Consider the following 17,977-nt stretch of genomic DNA (forward strand, 5'->3'; position numbering starts at 1 on the left):
CCGGCCTAGCGGAGGGTGAGCGTGCGCCCGACCACGCCGGCGCGGACCCGCCGCTCCTGCGGCGTGAGGGCGCGCGCGTCGGCGACGGTCTCCCGCAGCGCCACCCAGAGCGCTGCCGCGGGCTTCTCGCAGGATTCGGCGTCCGCGCCGGGAGCCAGGTCCCAGACCGGCACGACCAGACCGTCCGCGCGGAAGGATCCCACGAAACGTGACCCTTCACCAACGCTGAGCTGGCCGGCGGCGGACAGCCGGGCCAGTGCGTCGAGCAGCGCCTCCTCGGTGAGATCACGCGAGGATGACAGCGCCCGCGACGACTCGCCGCCGCCATCCCCATCGCCACCGCTGCCGAGCGGCAGTGCCCACCGCAGGTGCAGCCGGTCGCCCGGGTTGCACCAGTAGGCCGCCGGCACGGACTCCAGCCGTGTGGTCGGGACGACGGTCGCGTTGGCCCGGTCCAGGCTCGCGGCGACCTCCGCGTTGGGCTCCGCCCCCTCCGACGAGGGAATCCACCAGGTGAAACCTGAGTGGACGGTCACCTCCAGCGGGGCCGGGTCGAGCAGGTCGGCGAGCCGGGGCAGCTCGGCGAGGCCCCCGGGCAGCTGTTCCACAGCCGCCAGCGCGGAGGCCGGCGGGCCCTCCACCACCGTTCCGGGCTTCGCGTCGAGGGCCGCGAGCAGCGCGCCGGCGAGATCGGCCGCCGGGTCCAGACCACTGACCAGGGTCTGCATCGCGAGCAGGATCTCGCCGTCGTCACGGACCACCGCGGGCGCGGCCTGCGGGAGCAGCGTGCCCAGGATGATCCGCCGGTCCGCGTGATCGGGGTGGGCGTTGAGGTGCTCCGCCGACAGCGTCAGCGGGGCGGTCGCGCTGGGGACGAACTCCCGCAACGCGACCAGGTCGGGCTCGTCCTGCCGGCCCTGGAACGGGCGCAGCACCGGCGCCGGACGGGTCCGCTCGCCATGGCACGCCTTGTACCGCCGGCCGGAGCCACACGGGCAGGGCTGGCGCGGTCCGACGGCCGGCACCTGGTCGGAACGGGATTCGGGACGGCTGGGCGTCGTACGGCGGGCGATCGGGGAGCCTCCGCGGCCGGGCCCGCGCAGCGCCGGACGCCGCGCGGGCAGATGAGCAAAGATCGGGTTCCGCGGACCGCGAGCGGCTCGGTGGAACGCGACAGGGCTAGGCGGTAAGGCTAGGGCATCAGCGCGTCGGGGCACCTCCCGACATGCGCCACCGCCCGCATGCCGATCGCGGGTCGATCACGGGTCGATGGCGGGCCGATCACGGTCCGATGGGGCGCCGGCCGCGTCGTCGTCACCCGGCACGCGGGGTTCCCCCCTTCCGTACGGGTGTTTTCCCTCCGATCGGCACCCAAGCGCCCGCCGGGGACGTCCCGCGGCTGCCGGTCGGGGCACGATGACGTCGCGGCCCGCCCGCTCCACACCAGCTTCGGGTCGCTTCGGAGAGGAAGATCTACCCAGGACGGTTGGAACGTGTCAAAAGTCGTCGTCGCAGGTGGTGGGATCGCGGGGATCGCCTGTGCGCGGGAGCTTCGGGCCCACGGCATCGAGGTCGAGGTACGTGACCGCGGCCGGGTGGTCGGCGGCCGGATGGCGTCCCGGTGGATCGACGGCCGGATCGTCGACTCCGGCGCGTCGTACTTCACCGCCCGCGGCCCCGACTTCCTGGAGATCGTCGACGACTGGCTCACCCGCGGCCTCGTTCGGCCCTGGACGACGCGATTCCCCGTGATCGACGGCCCGTCCCGCACGATCTCCGCCGCGGTGCCGGGCCCGCTGCGGTACGCGGCCCCTCGCGGCATTCGTTCCCTGGTGGCCGACCTGGCCGCCCGCGGTGGGGTCCGAGTGTCGCACTCGTCCCCGGTCACCACGGTGGAGCCGGGGCCGATGGTGGACGGCGAGCCGGTGGACGCCGTCGTCCTGGCGATGCCCGACCCACAGGCCCTGCGCCATCTCGCTCCCGAGCTACCCGCCGAACGCGCCGCCCTGCTCGGACGGGCCTGGACGCCGGTTCTCGCCCTGCTCGCCGGCTGGTCCACCCGGCGGTGGTCACCGATCGACGGCGCCTTCGTCCACCGGGATCCGACCATCGAGTGGATCGCCGACGACGGACGCCGCCGCGGCGACAACGCGCCCGTGCTGGTCGCGCACTCGACCGCCCAGTTCGCCGCCGGCCGGCTCACTGACCCACCGGCGGCCGCGCCGGCGCTCACCGAGGCGTTGCGGCGGCTGCTCGGCATACCGGCCGAACCCGACTGGACCTACGTGCAGCGCTGGACGTTCGCCCGCCCGGCCGCACCCCGGGAGGAGACATACTTCTTCGGCGCGGCCCGGGTGGGCCTGGCCGGCGACGGCTGGGGCGAACCCCGGGTGGAGTCGGCCTGGCGCTCGGGGACGGATCTCGCGCGGGCGATCATCAGCGCACTGACCTGACATCCTCGTCCCCGGCGCGCTCGTCGTCAGCGCGCTCGTCGTCAGCGCGCTCGTCGTCAGCGCGCTCGTCGTCAGCGCGCTCGTCGTCAGCGCGCTCGTCGTCGGCGCGCTCGTCGTCGGCGCGCTCGTCGTCGGCGCGCTCGTCGTCGTTGACGTCGATGTGGTCGTCGTCGCAGTCGTCGCTGGTTGCTGACGGACCGCCGGGGGTACACCGAGCGACGTGGAGATCAAGCTGGGTCTGTCGCTGCCCCGGGACGAGATCTCCATTCCGATCGTCCGGAGAATCTGTGCGCAGGCGCTCACCGTGCTCGGTGTCTCGCCCGACTGCATCGCCGATGTCGAGCTCGCGTTGACCGAGGCCTGCGCGAACGTGCTCGCGCACGCGACCGCGGACGACGACTACGAGGTCCGCGTCGGTGTGGACAACGGGCTCGCCGTGATCGAGGTCGTCGACCACGGCGGCGGTTTCGATGTGGCCAAGGCCCTCGAAGGCGGCGGAGCGAGCCCCAACGGCGACGGCCCGGCCGACAGCGACAGCAGCGACGGCGAGGGTGAGGGTGAGGGCGACGGCGACGGCGCGGCCGAGCACCTTTCGGAAGGCGGCCGCGGGATTCTCCTGATGCGCGCGCTCATGGACCGGGTCCGGTTCGACGCCGTCGAGGGACCACACCAGGGCACCAGGGTGCATCTGGAGAAGGTTCTGACCTGGAATGACCGCTCCCCCGGCGCGCAGCTCATCCGGGCTCGTGCTGGCGGGGACCCCTGATCGGCCCCCTCCGGGGTGATTTCGCCCCTGCTCGGGGGACGCCACAGGTCCGAGTCGACGATGGCCACAGGTCCGAGTCGACGATGGAAAAGGCTCAGATCATGGTTCATCCCGTGGCAGGCCGGTAGGTTGAGGCCGGTTACGCCTCGGATCGAGGTCACGGGCGAAGACGGTGGTGGGGACAAGATGCCGGAAGTTCCGCTGGGCGACGCAGGCACGCCAGGGGCGCCCAGGGTCGGCGTGGTGACCTTTCCCGGTTCGCTGGACGACCGGGACGCCGCCGCGGCCGTCCGGCTCGCAGGCGCCGACCCGATCCCGCTCTGGCACGGCGACAGCGATCTGCGCGGCGTCGACGCCGTTGTCCTTCCCGGTGGCTTCTCCTACGGCGACTATCTGCGCGCGGGGGCGATCGCCCGGTTCTCCCCCGTCGTCGGCGCGGTCGTCGCGGCGGCGCGCAACGGTCTGCCGGTGCTCGGGATCTGCAACGGCTTCCAGGTCCTGTGCGAGGCCGGGCTGCTGCCCGGCGCGCTGACCCGCAACTCGGGGCTGCACTTCATCTGCCGGGACCAGCGGCTTCGCGTCGAGACCAGCAGCACCGCCTGGACCAGCGCCTACACCGCCGGCGAGGAGATCCTCATCCCGGTCAAGCACGGGGAGGGCCGGTACGTGGTCGACGCGTCGACCCTGGCCGAGCTGACCGCGCAGGATCGGGTGGTCGTCCGCTATGTGGGTGGGAACCCCAACGGGTCGGTCGACGACATCGCCGGGGTGTGCAGCGAGAACCGGCGGGTGGTCGGCCTGATGCCGCATCCGGAGCATGCGGTGGAGGAGCTGACCGGGCCCGGCACGGACGGGCTGCGGATGTTCACCTCCGTGCTGGGTGACCTGCTTCGCGCGGCGCTCTGACCTTGATGAGAAGGAGCTCGGCGAGGCGAGGCGGAGCGAGGCGGGGCTCGGCACTGCGGGGCTCGGTGGCGGCGACGCTGCTCGCCGTGACACTGGCGGCGGTCGCCGCCTGCGGTGGCGGTGGGGAGCCCGAAGGCGATGACCTCGGCTCGCTCACGGTCGCGGACGCCGGGTTCACCGAGAGCACGATCCTCGCCGACATGTACGGCGAACTGCTCGACCAGGCCGGCTACCAGGTCGAACGGACCTCGCTGTCGACCACGGAGGACGGCCAGTCCGCGCTCGAGAGCGGCGAGATCGACGCGATGCCGCAGTATGTCGCCACCTATGCCAACCTCCTCAGCTCCCAGGGCAACGGCGGCGATCTCCAGCCCGGCACGGCGTCCGATCTGGACGCCGCACTGGCCAGGCTCCGCACGCTCGCGGCGGCGCGGGGGCTGAGCGTCCTCGAGCCGGCCGACGCCGTCGACCAGAACGCCTTCGCGGTGAGCCGGTCGTTCGCCGACGAGCACAACCTGAGGACGCTGTCCGACCTCGGGGCGAGCGGGCTCGCCGTCGAGCTCGCGGCCGGCGCCGAATGCGTGAACCGCCCGTTCTGCGCGCCCGGCCTGGAGAAGGTGTACGGCATCGAGATCAGCGGAATCCTCGAGACCGGGGTCGCGACCAGGCAGACCAAGGCCGCCGTTCGGGACGACGAAGCGCAGCTCGGGCTGGTGCTCACCACCGACGCGACCGTCACCGACTACGGCCTGGTCGTGCTCACGGATGACAAGAAGCTCCAGAACGCCGACAACCTGGTGCCCGTTGTGAACTCCGCCTCACTCACCCCGCAGATAACGTCCGCGCTGAACGCGCTGGCACCGGTGCTCACCACGGCGGATCTGGCTGAGCTCAACAAGAAGGTGGACGCCGAGCAGCAGAAGACCGAGGACGTCGCCCGCGACTACCTCGCCGACAAGGGCCTGCTCGAGGGCTGACCCCTGCGCACGGAGGCGGACGGCCCGGGCGTCGCCGACACCCTGCGCCCGCGGATCCGCCAGGATGGGGCGGTGACCGGAACACCCTCCGCCCCCACCACCAGCCAGCCCTACCGCGAGCTCGGCCTCACCGACGACGAGTACGAACGGATCGTCGCGACCCTCGGCCGGGTCCCGACCGACGCCGAACTGGCCATGTACTCGGTGATGTGGAGCGAGCACTGCTCCTACAAGTCCTCCAAGGTGCATCTGCGCCAGTTCCGGGACACCCCGGCCACCGACCGGCTCCTGGTCGGGATGGGCGAGAACGCGGGTGTCGTGGACGTCGGCGAAGGCCTGGCCGTCACCTTCAAGGTCGAGTCACACAACCATCCCAGCTTCGTGGAGCCCTACCAGGGAGCGGCCACCGGTGTCGGTGGCATCGTCCGCGACATCCTGACCATGGGGGCCCGGCCGATCGGCGTCCTCGACCCGCTCCGCTTCGGTGCCGCGGACGCCCCCGACACCTCCCGGGTGCTCCCCGGTGTGGTCGCCGGAATCGGTGGCTACGGCAACTGCCTGGGCCTGCCGAACATCGGCGGCGAGGTCGTCTTCGACCCGGTCTACGCGGGTAACCCGCTGGTCAACGCGCTGTGCGTGGGCGTCATGCCGGTCGGCCGGGTGCAGACCTCCGCGGCCACCGGCGTAGGCAACGCCGTGGTCCTGCTCGGCGCGAAGACGGGGCGGGACGGCATCGGCGGGGTGTCCGTCCTGGCGTCGGCGACGTTCGACGCGGAAGGCGGCCCGGCCCGGCGCCCGTCGGTGCAGGTCGGCGACCCGTTCATCGAGAAGATCCTCATCGAGTGCTGCCTGGAGCTCTTCGACCGCGGGCTGGTCGTCGGCATCCAGGACCTCGGCGGCGCCGGCCTCACCTGCGCGCTCACCGAGACGACGGCCGCCGGCATCGCGACCGGCCAGCCCGGCGGCATGGACGTCGACCTCGACCTCGTCCCGCTGCGCGAGGCGTCGATGGAGGCCCATGAGGTGCTGGCCAGCGAGTCGCAGGAGCGGATGCTGGCCGTCGTCACCCCCGACGTGCTGCCCGAGGTGCTGGCGCTGGCCGAGCGCTGGGGCGTGCACGCCACCCGGATCGGCACGGTGACCGACAGCGGCCGCCTCATCGTCCGCTGGCACGGCGAGGTCGTGGTGGACGTCCCGCCCGGCTCGCTGGCCGACGACGGGCCCGTCTACGAGCGCCCGCTGCGGCGCCCGGCCGATCTGGACCTGCTGCACGCGGACGCACCGACTGCCCTGGTACGTCCCGGAACAGGTGCCGAGCTGCGGGAGACGCTGCTGCGGATGGTCGCCTCGCCGAACCTGTGCTCACGGGCCTGGGTGACCGAGCAGTACGACCGGTATGTGCAGGCCAACACGGTGCTGGCCCAGCCCGAGGACGCCGGTGTGCTGCGGCTGTCAGCCTCCGGGCTCGGCATCGCGCTGGCCACCGACGGCAACGGCCGCTATGCCCGGCTGGACCCGTTCGCCGGCGCCCAGCTCGCCCTCGCCGAGGCGTGCCGCAACGTCGCCGCCGTCGGCGCCGAGCCGATCGCGGTGACCAACTGCCTGAACTTCGGCTCGCCCGAGGACCCGGAGGTCATGTGGCAGTTCGCCCAGGCCTGCGCGGGCCTCGCCGAGGCGTGCCGGCGTCTGGGCCTGCCGGTCACCGGCGGCAACGTCTCCTTCTACAACCAGACCGGGGCGACTCCGATCCATCCGACCCCGGTCGTCGGCGTGCTCGGGCTGCTGCCGGACGTGGGCCGCCGCACCGCCATGGCCTTCACCGGCGCGGGCGACACCGTCGTCCTGCTGGGTGAGACACGGGACGAGCTCGGCGGCTCCGAGTGGGCCTGGGTCACCCACGGACATCTCGGCGGCACGCCACCGGCCGTCGACCTGGCCCAGGAGAAGGCACTCGCCGAGGTGCTCGTCGCCGGCGGGCGCGACGGCGTGCTCACCGCGGCGCACGACCTCTCCGAGGGCGGGTTGGCGCAGGCCCTGGTCGAGTCCTGCCTGCGAGGCGGGCACGGTGCGCGCCTCGAGCTCCCCGCGGACGCCGACCCGTTCGTCGAGCTGTTCAGCGAGTCAGCCGGGCGCGCGGTGGTGACCGTCGCCGGCGGCGACCTGGATCGGCTCGCGGCCCTGTGCGCCTCACATGGTCTGCCGTGGCGGCCGATCGGCGCCGTGACGGCGGCAGCCGACCTCGAGGTCGCCGGCCAGTTCGGCATTGCGCTGGACGAGCTGCGGACGGCACACGAGGGGACGCTGCCTCGCCTGTTCGGCAGCACCTCCTGACGACGCACGCCTGACGACGCACGCCTGACGGCGGACGCCTGACGACGTCTGCTGGCCGGTGTGCCTGGCGCGCCCGGTGCTGGCCCGGGTCACCCGTGGCCGGCGCCGGGTGACCCGGGCCGGCCGAGCGGTCAGGCGATCTGGTCAGACGTCAGCGGTCATGCGCGGGGCGGTCCGGTGTCAGGAGTGCCCGTACGGCTCGGGGTCCGCGGAGTCGGCGCCAGGTGTCCTCGTGCTGTCCGGCACCGACCCCGGGGCATGCGCGGCCACGCCGACGAGCTCGATGTCCGTCGGCACCAGATCCGAGGGGTCCTCGTCGAACGGCACCGGCTCGGGATGGGCCGACGGCGCCACCAGGGCCTCCGAGTGCGCGCCGCAGCCGTGGTCGATCGCCGTCACGCGGCCGTCGTCGGGCGCGAACTCGTTGGCACAGACACCGAACATCCGGCCCAGCACGCCGGCCAGGCGGACATGGAAACCACAGGTCAGGCAGGACGCCGGCGCGACCTTGGCGATGGAGGCCTCCGGGCCCGCCTCGCCCCCGTACCAGCGCTGTGCCGTGTCCTCACGGCCCGCCGGCGACAGGATCCGCGGGCGGCCGAGCCCCAGTTCCATCCAGACGTCGGCGTCGTCCAGCTCAAGGGCGTCGCCGGCCCGCAGGGTGAGACGGGCGTCGTCCACCGCGGTCGGCAGCAGGTCGCCCACGCCGACATCTCCCGGCCGCAGACGCTCTGACCAGGGAACCCAGGCCGGTGCGAGCAGCGCGCCCTCGCCGGGCATCAGCACGACGTCGTTGACGGTCGGCTTGCGGATCCTGGAGGCGCGCGCGACGGCGACCGTCCAGGCCCAGCCCGCGTAGGCCGGCGAGAGGCACGCGAACCGGTGCAGCACCAGCCGCTCCGCCTCCGCCTCGACCCCGAGGTGCTCGCCGACCGCGCCCGCGTCGCCGGCCTCTTCCTCGGCCGCGGCGCGCGCGAGGTCGACCGCCGTGGCGCACACAGCATCGGGCGCCAGCTCCCGGGCGGTGCGGGACGCCCGACCGGCCCGTGGCTGCGGCGGCGCCGCCTCCGCGCCCGCGTCGCCGACCGCCACAGTCTCACCGGCCGCCACAGCCTCACCGGCCGCTCCGGACTCCACGGCCGCTCCGGACTCCACGGCCGCCGGGGATTCGGCCTTCACGGCCGGCTCGCCCTTCGCGGCGGCTTCGGTTTTGGGCTTCTCAGCCGGTTTGGCTTTCACGGCCGGTTTGGGCTTCTCGGCCCGTTTGGGCTTCTCGGCCCGTTTGGGCTTCTCGGCCGGCTCGGCCTCCACAGCCGCGGCGGTAACGCCTGCGGCCGGCTCGACAGCCGGCTCGGTGCCGGCCGCGTCAGACGCCGCACGGGCACGACGGGGCGACCGGCGGCGCGTGGGCCGCGTCGGTGCCGAGTCCGTCGAGCCGGTCGAATCCATCGAGCCCGATGCAGCCGGCCCAGTGGCCTCACTGTGATCCGCCGCGGTGTCGGCTGCCGGCCCGTCGGCGCCTGACGACGGGGCCCGAGATGCACGAGTCCCAGCCGACTCGGAGCGAACGTCGAGTGTTTCCACGCACGTATTCTCACTCACCGACTGCCGCCCCGCCCGATGTGGTCGTGGTCTCGGGCGGTGACGGCGAGCAGACTCGTCAGGGTGAAGTTCGGAAGCACGCTCACCCAGGGAGTGAACCGCCTGCGTGCGACCATTCGCCGCGACGGCGCGCAACAGTCCGGGCTCTCCTCGTTGACCGAGCTGTCGTTCGTCAACGCGGCCGGTGATGCGCTTGTCACAGTCGCACTGGCCGGATCGTTGTTCTTCGCGGTACCGACCGGTGAGGCCCGTTCCAAGGTCGCGCTGTACCTGTTGATCACCATGGTTCCGTTCGCCCTGCTGGCGCCGATCGTGGGTCCGCTGCTGGACCGGGTCGCCTACGGCCGGCGCACCGCGCTCGCGGCCATCTGCCTGGGGCGCTGTCTGCTGGCCTGGCAGCTCGCCGGTGCCCTCGACGGTCTCGCCGTCTACCCGCTCGCGCTGGGTCTTCTCGTGCTCTCCCGGGCCTTCGGTGTCGCTCGCAGCGCTGTTGTTCCGCGCGTCACGCCGTCGGAACTGACCCTGGTGAAAGTCAACTCGCGGATCTCACTGGTCAACATCGTGGCCGGCGCGATCGTCGCCCCGCTGGGCCTTGGCTTGGCCAACATCCCATTCGTCGGCTATCCGTGGGTTCTACGGGTCTGCGCACTGGTCTACATGGCCGGCGTTCTGCTCGCCTTCAACCTGCCCGGTCATGTCGACTCCGCCGCCGGCGAGCGGACGCTGCGCGAGCTGACCGGTCCGCGCCGCCGAGGCAGCCTGCGGAACCGGGTCGTGGCGGTGCTCGGTGCTCTTCCGGTAGCGCTGCGGGCGACGCTCGTGTTGCGCGGCCTGGTGGGCTTTCTCACCTTTTATCTGGCTTTCCTGCTGCGAACGAACGGCGGCAACAACCTCTGGCTCGGCGCCCTGGCGGCGACCGCCGGTGTCGGTAGCGGCATCGGCGTGCTGATCGGTGGCCGGCTCGGCCGCCGCCGCCCGGAGGGCATCCTGGTGCTGAGCCTGCTGCTGCCGACCAGCGGCTGCCTGCTGGCCGCGGTGACCTACACCCGGCTGACTTCGCTGGTGGCGGCGCTGGCGGCGATGACCGCCGGCTCAATGGCCAAGCTCGCCCTGGACGCGATCATCCAGCGCGACATCGTGGAGGACACCCGCGGCTCCGCCTTCGCCCGCTCGGAGACAGCGCTGCAGCTCGGCTGGGTCCTCGGCGGAGCGCTGGGGCTGATCGAGATGCCTGGAGCGCTCGGTTTCGCCCTCGCGGCCGCAGCCGTCGGGCTGACGCTGATCCTGCAGGCCCGTGCCCTGCGCCAGGCCAGGGCGTACGCCCGCGAGCGGCAGGTGCGGACTGCGTCGGCCGCCGCCCCGGCGGGCCCGCCGGCTCCACCAGACCTTCTGGCGCCACCGGCCACGCCGGACTTCCCTGTCCCACCAGCCGTACCGCACCCAACGGCCACGCCGCACCCGCCAGCAACCCCATACCCGGCAGGCGCCCCGCACCCGACCGGCGGGCCCCTGCCAGCGACCGGCCACGACGGGTACGCCGTGGCGGCCATGGCCGATCCCGGCCCGGTCGGGGTCGCCCCCGACCAGCGCGCCGACGTCCCGGTCGGGTGGCATGATCCGCGGGGCCGGCCGCGGGGCGCACGATCGCCGGCCGGAAACCCGACGCTTCCCGATCTCACCGTGCCTGATCTCACGGTTCCCGATCGCACCGTTCCAGATCTCAGCCTGCCCGACTGCACCGTGCCCGATCACACCGTTCCGGATCTCGGCGTGCCGGCGGCGGACCCGCCCGGCCCCGAACCCATGGCGCCGGATCCGCCGCGGCCGGTAGGCGACCACCCGGGACGTGGCCGCGCACGCCGTGGTCGCCAGCGCTAGGCATCGAGGCCTTCGTTCTAGTCGCCGTCGGTATCACCGATTCACAGAATGCGATCGACACCCGTGGCGGCCCTGCCCCGCCCGACGGTCCGGCCGACAGTGCGGATCGACCACCAGCACGTATCGCACACTTTTCGTAATAGGAAAATCACATAACGTACACAGAACCACGGAGGGTCGATCGCGGTGCTAGGGTCCGTCAACTAGTCCGGTTTGCACCACCTCCCAGGCATCGTGGCGTTACTTCGCCGTCCGGCACGGTCGCCTGCCCGCAGCCGGCAGCCCATCGGCACGACGGCACACGAAGGACACATCCACAACATGATCTTGAACGGGTCATGACCCGCACCCTCATCGTCACCGCGGTGAACGCCGAGGCGGACGCGGTGTGCGCCGGTCTGATGGGGAGCTGGTCGCGCAGCCGCGCACGTACCCCGTCCGGCCCCGGGGGGCTCGTCTCTCCGGACTGGGACCGGCAGCTGCTGACCACCTCGACCCTCGGCCCGTATGTCGGCCGGCGGCGTGGCCCGGTGACCGTGCTCGCGGCCGGTCCGGCCGGTGCGGCGGCCGCCGCCGGAACCGCGGTGGCGCTGTCCGTCGCGAGCGCGGCGGGCGAGCCGTTCGGGCTGGTCATCGCGATGGGGGTCGCGGGCGGGTTCCGCGGCTGGGCCGAGATCGGCGACCTGGTCATCGCCGACCAGATGGTCGCGGCCGACCTGGGCGCCGAGTCCGGGCTCGACGAGCCGGCCGAAGTCATCCCCCCGGTCAGGATCAGTGAGATGGACCGCAACCTGGGATTCCATCCCGCCGGAGCACCGGCGGCCCAGCCGGGTCCACCGGCCAGCTCGGCTCCGACCGGCGCCTTCCTGACCATGGATGATCTGGGGCTGGGATCGTCGACGGTGCGGCCCGACCCGGGCCTGGTGCGGCGGATGACATCGGTGCTGGGCGTCACGGGGCGCAGAATTGTCAGCGGCACCGTCATCACCGTGTCGACGGTCACCGGAACCGAGCGGCGAGCCGCCACCTTCACCGCGCGGCTGGATCCGATCGCGGAGGCGATGGAAGGCCACGCTGTGGGCGTCGCGGCCGGGGCCTTCGGAGTGCCGGTGATCGAGATCCGGGCGATCAGCAATCTGGTCGGCCGCCGGGACCGGGCGTCCTGGAACATGCAGGCGGCGCTGGGCAGCCTGCGCACGGCGGCCGCGGCGCTCGTCGCGCACCCGGAGGGCCTGGTGCCCGTCGTGGACGCCGAGTAGGGACGGTCCCAGCAGCGCTGGACCCGTCGGCGACGGGTCCAGCGGCACTACAGGCCCGACGGGCCCGACGGACCCGGCGGGGGCACAACGGGGCAGGGGAACAACGGGCAGGACGGATCGAGGAGGCTCGGCATGGGTACGTCATCCGCCGCGGCAACGGCCAGTTCCGCGGGCGGCTCACCGGCCGCCGACACGCTGGCGCTCGCGATCTCCCCCTGCCCGAACGACACCTTCGCCTTCCACGCGCTGATCCACGGCCTGGTGCCCGCGGCGCCCGCGGTGTCGACGACCTTCGCCGACATCGACGTGCTGAACGCCCGTGCCGCCCAGGGCCTGGACGACCTGGTCAAGGTGTCGTACGCGGCGCTGCCGTGGCTGCTCGACAAGTACAGCCTGCTCCGGGCGGGCAGCGCGCTGGGCCGCGGGTGTGGTCCGCTCGTCCTGACCGCAGGGCGGACGGACCTGCGCGGCGCCTCGGTCGTCATCCCGGGCACCCGCACCACGGCCTACCTGCTGTTCCGGCTGTGGGCGGAGAAGCTCGGCGTCGGCTCGATCGAGGTCCTGCCCTTCGAGCAGATCATGCCCGCGGTGCGCGACGGTCGGTTCGACGCCGGGCTCGTCATCCACGAGTCCCGGTTCACCTACCCGTCCTACGGTCTGACGGCGGTGGCCGATCTCGGCGACTGGTGGGAGGGCCACACCGGGCTGCCGATCCCGCTCGGCGGCATCCTGGGCCGCCGCGGGCTGGACCCGGCCGCGCTCTCCGAGATGGTCCGGGCGAGCGTCGCGGCCGCCTTCGCCGACCGGTCCGCGAGCGCCTCCTTCGTGATCGAACACGCGCAGGAGATGGCACCGGACGTCGTCAACGCGCACATCGAGCTCTATGTGAACGACTTCTCGCTCGATCTCGGCGACGAGGGCATGGCCGCCGTCGGTGAGCTTCTCGGGCGGGCGGTGGCCGCCGGCCTCGTGCCCGCGCTCCCGCCCGGGTCCCTCGACACGTGGCCCCCGCGAATCTGACCCGGCTGTCCGCTCCGGTGCGACACTGACGTTCATGCCGGAGCTTCCCGAGGTCGAGGCGTTGGCGGCCTTCCTGCGGGAGACCGCTGCCGACCTGACCGTGGCTCGCGTCGAGCCGGTCGCGGTGAACGCCCTGAAGACGTTCGACCCACCCTTCTCCACGCTGGTCGGCGCGGCGCTGGTGACCGTGCAGCGGCACGGCAAGTTCCTCGACCTCGTGTTCGCCGCCGCCGACGGCGAGCGGCTCGACCTGATCACCCATCTCGCCCGCGCCGGGTGGCTGCAGTGGAAGGCGAAGCAGCCGCGGACCCCGGCCCGGCCGGGCCGGGGTCCGCTGGCACTGCGCGTGGTCTTCACCGATGGTTCCGGTTTCGACCTCACCGAGGCCGGCACGCAGAAGCGGCTGGCCGTCTATCTGGTGCGCGACCCGGCGCAGGTCGACGGCATCAGCCGGCTCGGCGTCGACCCGCTCTCCCCCGAGTTCACCCGGGACGTCCTCGCCGCGCTGCTCGCCGAGTCGGGGCGGGCGCAGATCAAGGGCGTCATCACCGACCAGTCGAAGATCGCCGGGGTGGGCAACGCCTACTCGGACGAGGCCCTCTGGGTCGCCCGGCTCTCGCCGTTCCGGCCCGCCGCGGCGCTGACCGCCACCGAGGTCGACCAGCTGCACGCGGCCGTCACCGGGGTGCTGCGCGACGCGGCGGACGCCACCCGCGGCCTCGCCGCCGCCGACCTCAAGGCGGAGAAGAAGCTGGGGCTGAAGGTGCATGGCCAGACCGGGCTACCCTGCCCGCGGTGCGCGGACACCATCCGGGAGGTCTCCTTCTCCGACCGCTCGCTGCAGTACTGCCCGACCTGCCAGACAGATGGACGTCCGCTGGCCGACCGGCGGTTGTCGAAGCTGCTCAAGTAGCGTGACGGCACATCAACTGTTCGCCGCGCCGGGTGGCAGGATGGCGCTGTGAGCCCCCAGCAGATACCAACGGTCACCGTGCCGGAGCTTCCCGTCCAGCTGCCCGCCGAGGGCGGCCCGCTGCTCGTCGACGTGCGTGAGCCGGACGAATGGGCCGCCGGTCACATCGACGGCGCGATCCACATCCCCATGGGCGACTTCCTGGCTCGCATCAACGAGGTCCCCCAGGATCGGGATGTCGTCGTCGTCTGCCGCTCCGGGCGGCGGTCCGCCGAGGTCACCGCCTACCTGGCCCGCGGCGGGTGGCAGGCGCGCAACCTCGAGGACGGAATGCTCGCCTGGCAGGCCGCCGGGCGCCCGATGATCAGTGAGACACCCCTCGCGCCCACCGTTCGCTAGCACCGGGTGCCGGCCACCCCGGACGGGGCGGCCGGCGACCGGCGTGGGCGACGACGTTCGTTCTGCGCAAAGCCGTCCGTTCTGCGCAAAGCCGTCCGTTCTGCGCAAAGCCGTCCGTTCCCGGCCACGACGTCCATTCCCGGGCTATGACGTCTGTTCCACCCGGACGACGTAGTCCTCGATCACCGGATTGGCGAGCAGCGTCGACGCGAGGTGCTCGATGCGGGCGAGCACCTCGGCGTCGGCCTCACCGTCCAGGTCGAGCTCGAACCGCTTCCCCTGGCGAACCCCGCTGATCCCGCTCACGCCGAGCCGGGGCAGCGCGGTAAGCACCGCCTGGCCCTGCGGGTCAAGGATCTCCGGCTTGAGCATCACATCCACCACAACCCTGGTCACACTCGCGGACCCTACCGGCTTCGGGCGGTGCGCCCATGACGCTGGTTAGGCTCACCGAGTGTCCCCCTGGAGAACATCCACCCTGGTCGTCGGCTTCGACCTGGACATGACGCTGCTGGACGCCCGGCGCGGGATCGTCGCGGCCTTCGCCGCGCTGGCCACCGAGACCGGCGTCACGATCGACGGCGAGGCCGCGGTCCGGCGGCTCGGCCCACCACTCGAAGACGAGCTCGCCCGCTGGTTCCCGGCGGACGAGGTGGCGCGCCAGGCAGTCCGCTATCGCGAGCTCTATCCGGTGCACGCGGTCCCGGTGTCCGTCGCGATGCCGCACGCGGCGGCGGCCGTCGCGGCCGTGCGGGCGGCCGGCGGGCGGGCCGTCGTGGTCACCGCCAAGAGCGGTCCGCTGGCCGAGGCCAGCCTGGCGCACATCGGGCTCACCGTGGACGACGTCGCGGGGTGGCTGTTCGCGGAGGCCAAGGGCGAGGCGATCCGCGAGCACGGAGTCGACATCTTCGTCGGCGACCACGTCGGGGACGTCCGCGGGGCGCACAGCGGCGGTGCGACGGCGGTGGCGGTCGCAACCGGCCCCTGCCCGCCCGACGAGCTCTCCGCGGCCGGCGCGCACGTCGTGCTGGACGACCTGGCCACCTTCCCGGCCTGGCTCGACGGCGAGATCCTGCAGCGACGTCTGGAAGCGCTGCGGACGCGGCTGGAGGAGCTCGGCTCGGTGCTGGTCGCCTTCTCCGGCGGCGCCGACTCGGCGCTGCTRCTGGCCGCGGCGGTGCGTGCGCTGGGGCCCGCCTCGGTGATCGCCGCCACCGCCGTCTCCGCTTCGCTGCCGGCGGACGAGCTGGCTGCGGCCCGCCGGTTCGCCGCCGACCTCGGCGTGCGCCACCTCCTGCCCCGAACCGACGAGATGAGCAACCCGGCGTACCGGGCCAACGACGCCAACCGCTGCTATTTCTGCAAGTCCGAGCTGATCGCCACGCTCGCCCCGCTGGCCACCGAGCTGGGTCTGGCACACGTGGTGACAGGCACGAACGCCGATGACGCGGTCGCCGGGTTCCGTCCCGGTATCAGTGCCGCCGCGAGCCGGGGAGCCCGTACCCCGCTGCTCGACGCCGGCCTGACGAAGGCCCAGGTCCGTGCGGCGTCCCGGCAGTGGGAGCTGCCCACCTGGGACAAGCCGGCGGCGGCCTGCCTGGCGAGCCGGATCGCCTACGGCGTGCAGGTCAGCCCGGCCCGGCTGGCAAGGGTTGAGCGGGCCGAGTCGGCCCTGCGCCTGGCCATCGCCGAGGCGGGCCTGAAGATCCGCGACCTGCGGGTGCGCGATCTGGGTGAGCTGGCCCGGATCGAGGTCGATCCCGAGCGGACCGCCGATCTGGCGGCCCACCCCGAGCTGCTGGCCCTGGTGGTCGACGCCGGGTTCGCTCGTGCGGAGGTGGATCCGCGCGGATTCCGCTCCGGTTCGATGAACGAGGTGCTGTCGCCGGGCGGGTAGTCCGCGCCCGGACTGCCGGGCGCCATGGAGACTGTGCGGTGCTGTGCGCCGGCTGTGCAGTGTTGTGCGCCGGCTGTGCGGCGCAGGCCCCTCGTGAGGTCAGAAGATCGGCGCGCCCTCGCCCTGCTGGCGGGCGCCCCGTTCCACGTGCTCCCGGTAGGCGGCCGCCTCCTCGGCGGACACGGTGAGACCGTCGGCGTGCCGCATCGCCTCGGGATCAACGGGACCTCCGCTGGCGTGCGCCTTCGCATCTCGACGACGGCTGTCCTCGGCCTCGGAGAATGCGCCGGCGTCACGGAAGTCGAGGTCGTGGCCAAGCTTCGGCATCACAATCACACTCCTCAAAAAGATCGGACGGATCCGGCCCGCCCTACGCCCGGCGTCCTGCCCCGGGCACGCCTTCCGTAACGTCCACAGGGGCAGGAAGAACCGATTAATAGGGCCAATTCGCCGGTATTCCGCGATCCCACACACGTCGGACCTGCAGGTACGTCCCAGTGCCTCCAGCAGCGGCGGCCCGGCCACTCCGACCACGCAGTGTCATCGTCCGCGAAGCGACTACACCTGGCGCAGAGGCCCGATAGCCTGGGACTTCGTCACCGCGTGTCAACCCACCGATCCGCAACGCAGAACGAGGTCGCCCGTGCCCACCGGCAAAGTCAAGTGGTTCGACGTTGACAGGGGTTTCGGTTTTCTCAGCCGTGACGACGGCGACGACGTCTTCGTCCACAAGGCGGCCCTGCCAGCCGGCGTCGACCGGCTCAAGCCCGGCGACCGGGTCGAGTTCGGCGTGGCCGCCGGGCGCCGCGGGGACCAGGCCCTGTCGGTACGGATTCTGGCTGCTCCCCCGTCCGTCGCCAAGGCCGCCGCGAACGCGGCTCGGCGCAGCCCGGACGAACTGCACAGCATGGTCGAAGACATGATCAAGATCCTGGACGACGTCCAGCGCGATCTCCGCCGGGGCCGCTATCCGGACCGGAGGGCGGCGCAGAAGGTCGCCAAGGTCGTCCACGCGGTGGCCAACGAGCTCGAACGCTGACGGCCTGCCGACCGGCCGGCCAGGAACGTAACCTGCCGGCTGGCCGGCCAGTCACGCCAGGCCATCCAGGCACGCCAAGACGTCTGGGCACGCCAAGCCGTCTGGGCCGACCTGGCCGCCACGCCGGCTCAGGCTCGGGGGCCTGGCCCAGCCCGAATGCTCCGGCCGGTTCATCGGCTCCGTGCGCGGACGTCAGCGCGCCGGGGCGAAGGGGTCGTCCGGCGGCGTGATGGTCACCCGCCGCCGGCATTCCGTGCAGACCCCGGCAGCGGCGCCGGGCTCCTCGTCCGACGGGGCGAGGTAGGCCAGCGGCACCCGGCCGCCGCACCACGGGCAGTCGAGCCACGGGCCGTGGGTGTCGATCATCCGCACGCTCTCCCACTTCCGGGGCCTGGCCGGCCGCCAACGGCATCGGCTCCCGGGACGGACCGCCCCGAGCAGTCAGCCGCGGTCCGGATCGTCCCGAACCGGACTGCCCATGGTTTCACGCCCGCGCATCGTTGATCGCGCCCTGCCCCGCAGGACACCGTGGTCTCC

Annotated in this window: 17 protein-coding genes; 12 read left to right on the plus strand and 5 right to left on the minus strand. The window is 72.7% G+C overall.

Annotated features, from left to right (window positions below; translation table 11 throughout):
- Positions 1-5: 5 nt before the first annotated feature.
- Positions 6-1,025, minus strand: coding sequence for a DUF5926 family protein (locus CcI49_RS21775; protein ID WP_083473572.1), 1,020 nt, complete (start codon positions 1,023-1,025; stop codon positions 6-8).
- Positions 1,026-1,493: 468 nt separating this feature from the next.
- Between CcI49_RS21775 and CcI49_RS21780 the strand changes: the two genes are divergently transcribed.
- The 5 genes from CcI49_RS21780 to purL all read left to right on the plus strand — a co-directional run bounded on the left by CcI49_RS21780 (position 1,494) and on the right by purL (position 7,433).
- Complete coding sequence (locus CcI49_RS21780) at positions 1,494-2,453, plus strand: FAD-dependent oxidoreductase (RefSeq protein ID WP_054568917.1); 960 nt, start codon at positions 1,494-1,496, stop codon at positions 2,451-2,453.
- A gap of 304 nt (positions 2,454-2,757) precedes the next feature.
- Positions 2,758-3,219 (plus strand): ATP-binding protein, encoded by a 462-nt coding sequence (locus tag CcI49_RS21785; protein WP_241840183.1) that lies wholly within the window; start codon positions 2,758-2,760, stop codon positions 3,217-3,219.
- Positions 3,220-3,405: 186 nt separating this feature from the next.
- The gene (purQ, locus tag CcI49_RS21790) at positions 3,406-4,125 is read left to right on the plus strand and encodes a phosphoribosylformylglycinamidine synthase subunit PurQ (RefSeq protein ID WP_054568915.1); all 720 of its coding nucleotides are present in this window, start codon (positions 3,406-3,408) and stop codon (positions 4,123-4,125) included.
- A 5-nt stretch (positions 4,126-4,130) separates the two neighbouring features.
- Positions 4,131-5,102, plus strand: a complete 972-nt coding sequence (locus CcI49_RS21795) for an ABC transporter substrate-binding protein (RefSeq protein WP_198955590.1) — start codon at positions 4,131-4,133, stop codon at positions 5,100-5,102.
- 72 nt (positions 5,103-5,174) lie between these two features.
- Complete coding sequence (purL, locus tag CcI49_RS21800; RefSeq protein ID WP_054568913.1) at positions 5,175-7,433, plus strand: phosphoribosylformylglycinamidine synthase subunit PurL; 2,259 nt, start codon at positions 5,175-5,177, stop codon at positions 7,431-7,433.
- A 180-nt stretch (positions 7,434-7,613) separates the two neighbouring features.
- Here the strand turns inward: purL and CcI49_RS21805 are convergent, their stop codons facing one another.
- Positions 7,614-8,744 (minus strand): DUF3027 domain-containing protein, encoded by a 1,131-nt coding sequence (locus tag CcI49_RS21805; protein ID WP_076828994.1) that lies wholly within the window; start codon positions 8,742-8,744, stop codon positions 7,614-7,616.
- Positions 8,745-9,053: 309 nt separating this feature from the next.
- On the opposite strand from CcI49_RS21805, the gene CcI49_RS21810 reads away from it, so the two are divergent.
- The 5 genes from CcI49_RS21810 to CcI49_RS21830 all read left to right on the plus strand — a co-directional run bounded on the left by CcI49_RS21810 (position 9,054) and on the right by CcI49_RS21830 (position 14,504).
- Positions 9,054-10,913 carry an MFS transporter gene (locus CcI49_RS21810; RefSeq protein WP_076828934.1) on the plus strand — a complete coding sequence of 620 codons (1,860 nt, stop codon included), beginning with the start codon at positions 9,054-9,056 and terminating at the stop codon, positions 10,911-10,913.
- A 338-nt stretch (positions 10,914-11,251) separates the two neighbouring features.
- Positions 11,252-12,172, plus strand: a complete 921-nt coding sequence (mqnB, locus tag CcI49_RS21815) for a futalosine hydrolase (protein WP_054568911.1) — start codon at positions 11,252-11,254, stop codon at positions 12,170-12,172.
- Positions 12,173-12,304: 132 nt separating this feature from the next.
- Positions 12,305-13,192: a 1,4-dihydroxy-6-naphthoate synthase gene (locus CcI49_RS21820; RefSeq protein ID WP_076828936.1), complete on the plus strand. Its 888-nt coding sequence runs from the start codon at positions 12,305-12,307 to the stop codon at positions 13,190-13,192.
- Between the two features lie 34 nt (positions 13,193-13,226).
- Complete coding sequence (locus CcI49_RS21825) at positions 13,227-14,105, plus strand: DNA-formamidopyrimidine glycosylase family protein (protein WP_076828937.1); 879 nt, start codon at positions 13,227-13,229, stop codon at positions 14,103-14,105.
- Positions 14,106-14,153: 48 nt separating this feature from the next.
- The gene (locus tag CcI49_RS21830; protein ID WP_054568909.1) at positions 14,154-14,504 is read left to right on the plus strand and encodes a rhodanese-like domain-containing protein; all 351 of its coding nucleotides are present in this window, start codon (positions 14,154-14,156) and stop codon (positions 14,502-14,504) included.
- 144 nt (positions 14,505-14,648) lie between these two features.
- On the opposite strand, the gene purS is transcribed toward CcI49_RS21830, so the two are convergent.
- The gene (purS, locus tag CcI49_RS21835; RefSeq protein ID WP_035954139.1) at positions 14,649-14,900 is read right to left on the minus strand and encodes a phosphoribosylformylglycinamidine synthase subunit PurS; all 252 of its coding nucleotides are present in this window, start codon (positions 14,898-14,900) and stop codon (positions 14,649-14,651) included.
- A gap of 58 nt (positions 14,901-14,958) precedes the next feature.
- On the opposite strand from purS, the gene larE reads away from it, so the two are divergent.
- On the plus strand, positions 14,959-16,401 hold the full coding sequence (larE, locus tag CcI49_RS21840; RefSeq protein ID WP_277872748.1) for an ATP-dependent sacrificial sulfur transferase LarE: 1,443 nt from the start codon (positions 14,959-14,961) through the stop codon (positions 16,399-16,401).
- A gap of 99 nt (positions 16,402-16,500) precedes the next feature.
- Here the strand turns inward: larE and CcI49_RS21845 are convergent, their stop codons facing one another.
- Complete coding sequence (locus CcI49_RS21845) at positions 16,501-16,728, minus strand: hypothetical protein (protein ID WP_006543786.1); 228 nt, start codon at positions 16,726-16,728, stop codon at positions 16,501-16,503.
- Positions 16,729-17,044: 316 nt separating this feature from the next.
- On the opposite strand from CcI49_RS21845, the gene CcI49_RS21850 reads away from it, so the two are divergent.
- A complete protein-coding gene (locus CcI49_RS21850) occupies positions 17,045-17,440 on the plus strand; it encodes a cold-shock protein (protein WP_006543787.1) in 396 nt (131 codons plus the stop codon).
- A 192-nt stretch (positions 17,441-17,632) separates the two neighbouring features.
- Here the strand turns inward: CcI49_RS21850 and CcI49_RS42630 are convergent, their stop codons facing one another.
- On the minus strand, positions 17,633-17,806 hold the full coding sequence (locus CcI49_RS42630) for a hypothetical protein (RefSeq protein WP_006543788.1): 174 nt from the start codon (positions 17,804-17,806) through the stop codon (positions 17,633-17,635).
- Positions 17,807-17,977 lie beyond the last annotated feature (171 nt).

This window comes from Frankia sp. CcI49 (assembly GCF_001983215.1).
GTDB lineage: Bacteria > Actinomycetota > Actinomycetes > Frankiales > Frankiaceae > Parafrankia > Parafrankia irregularis.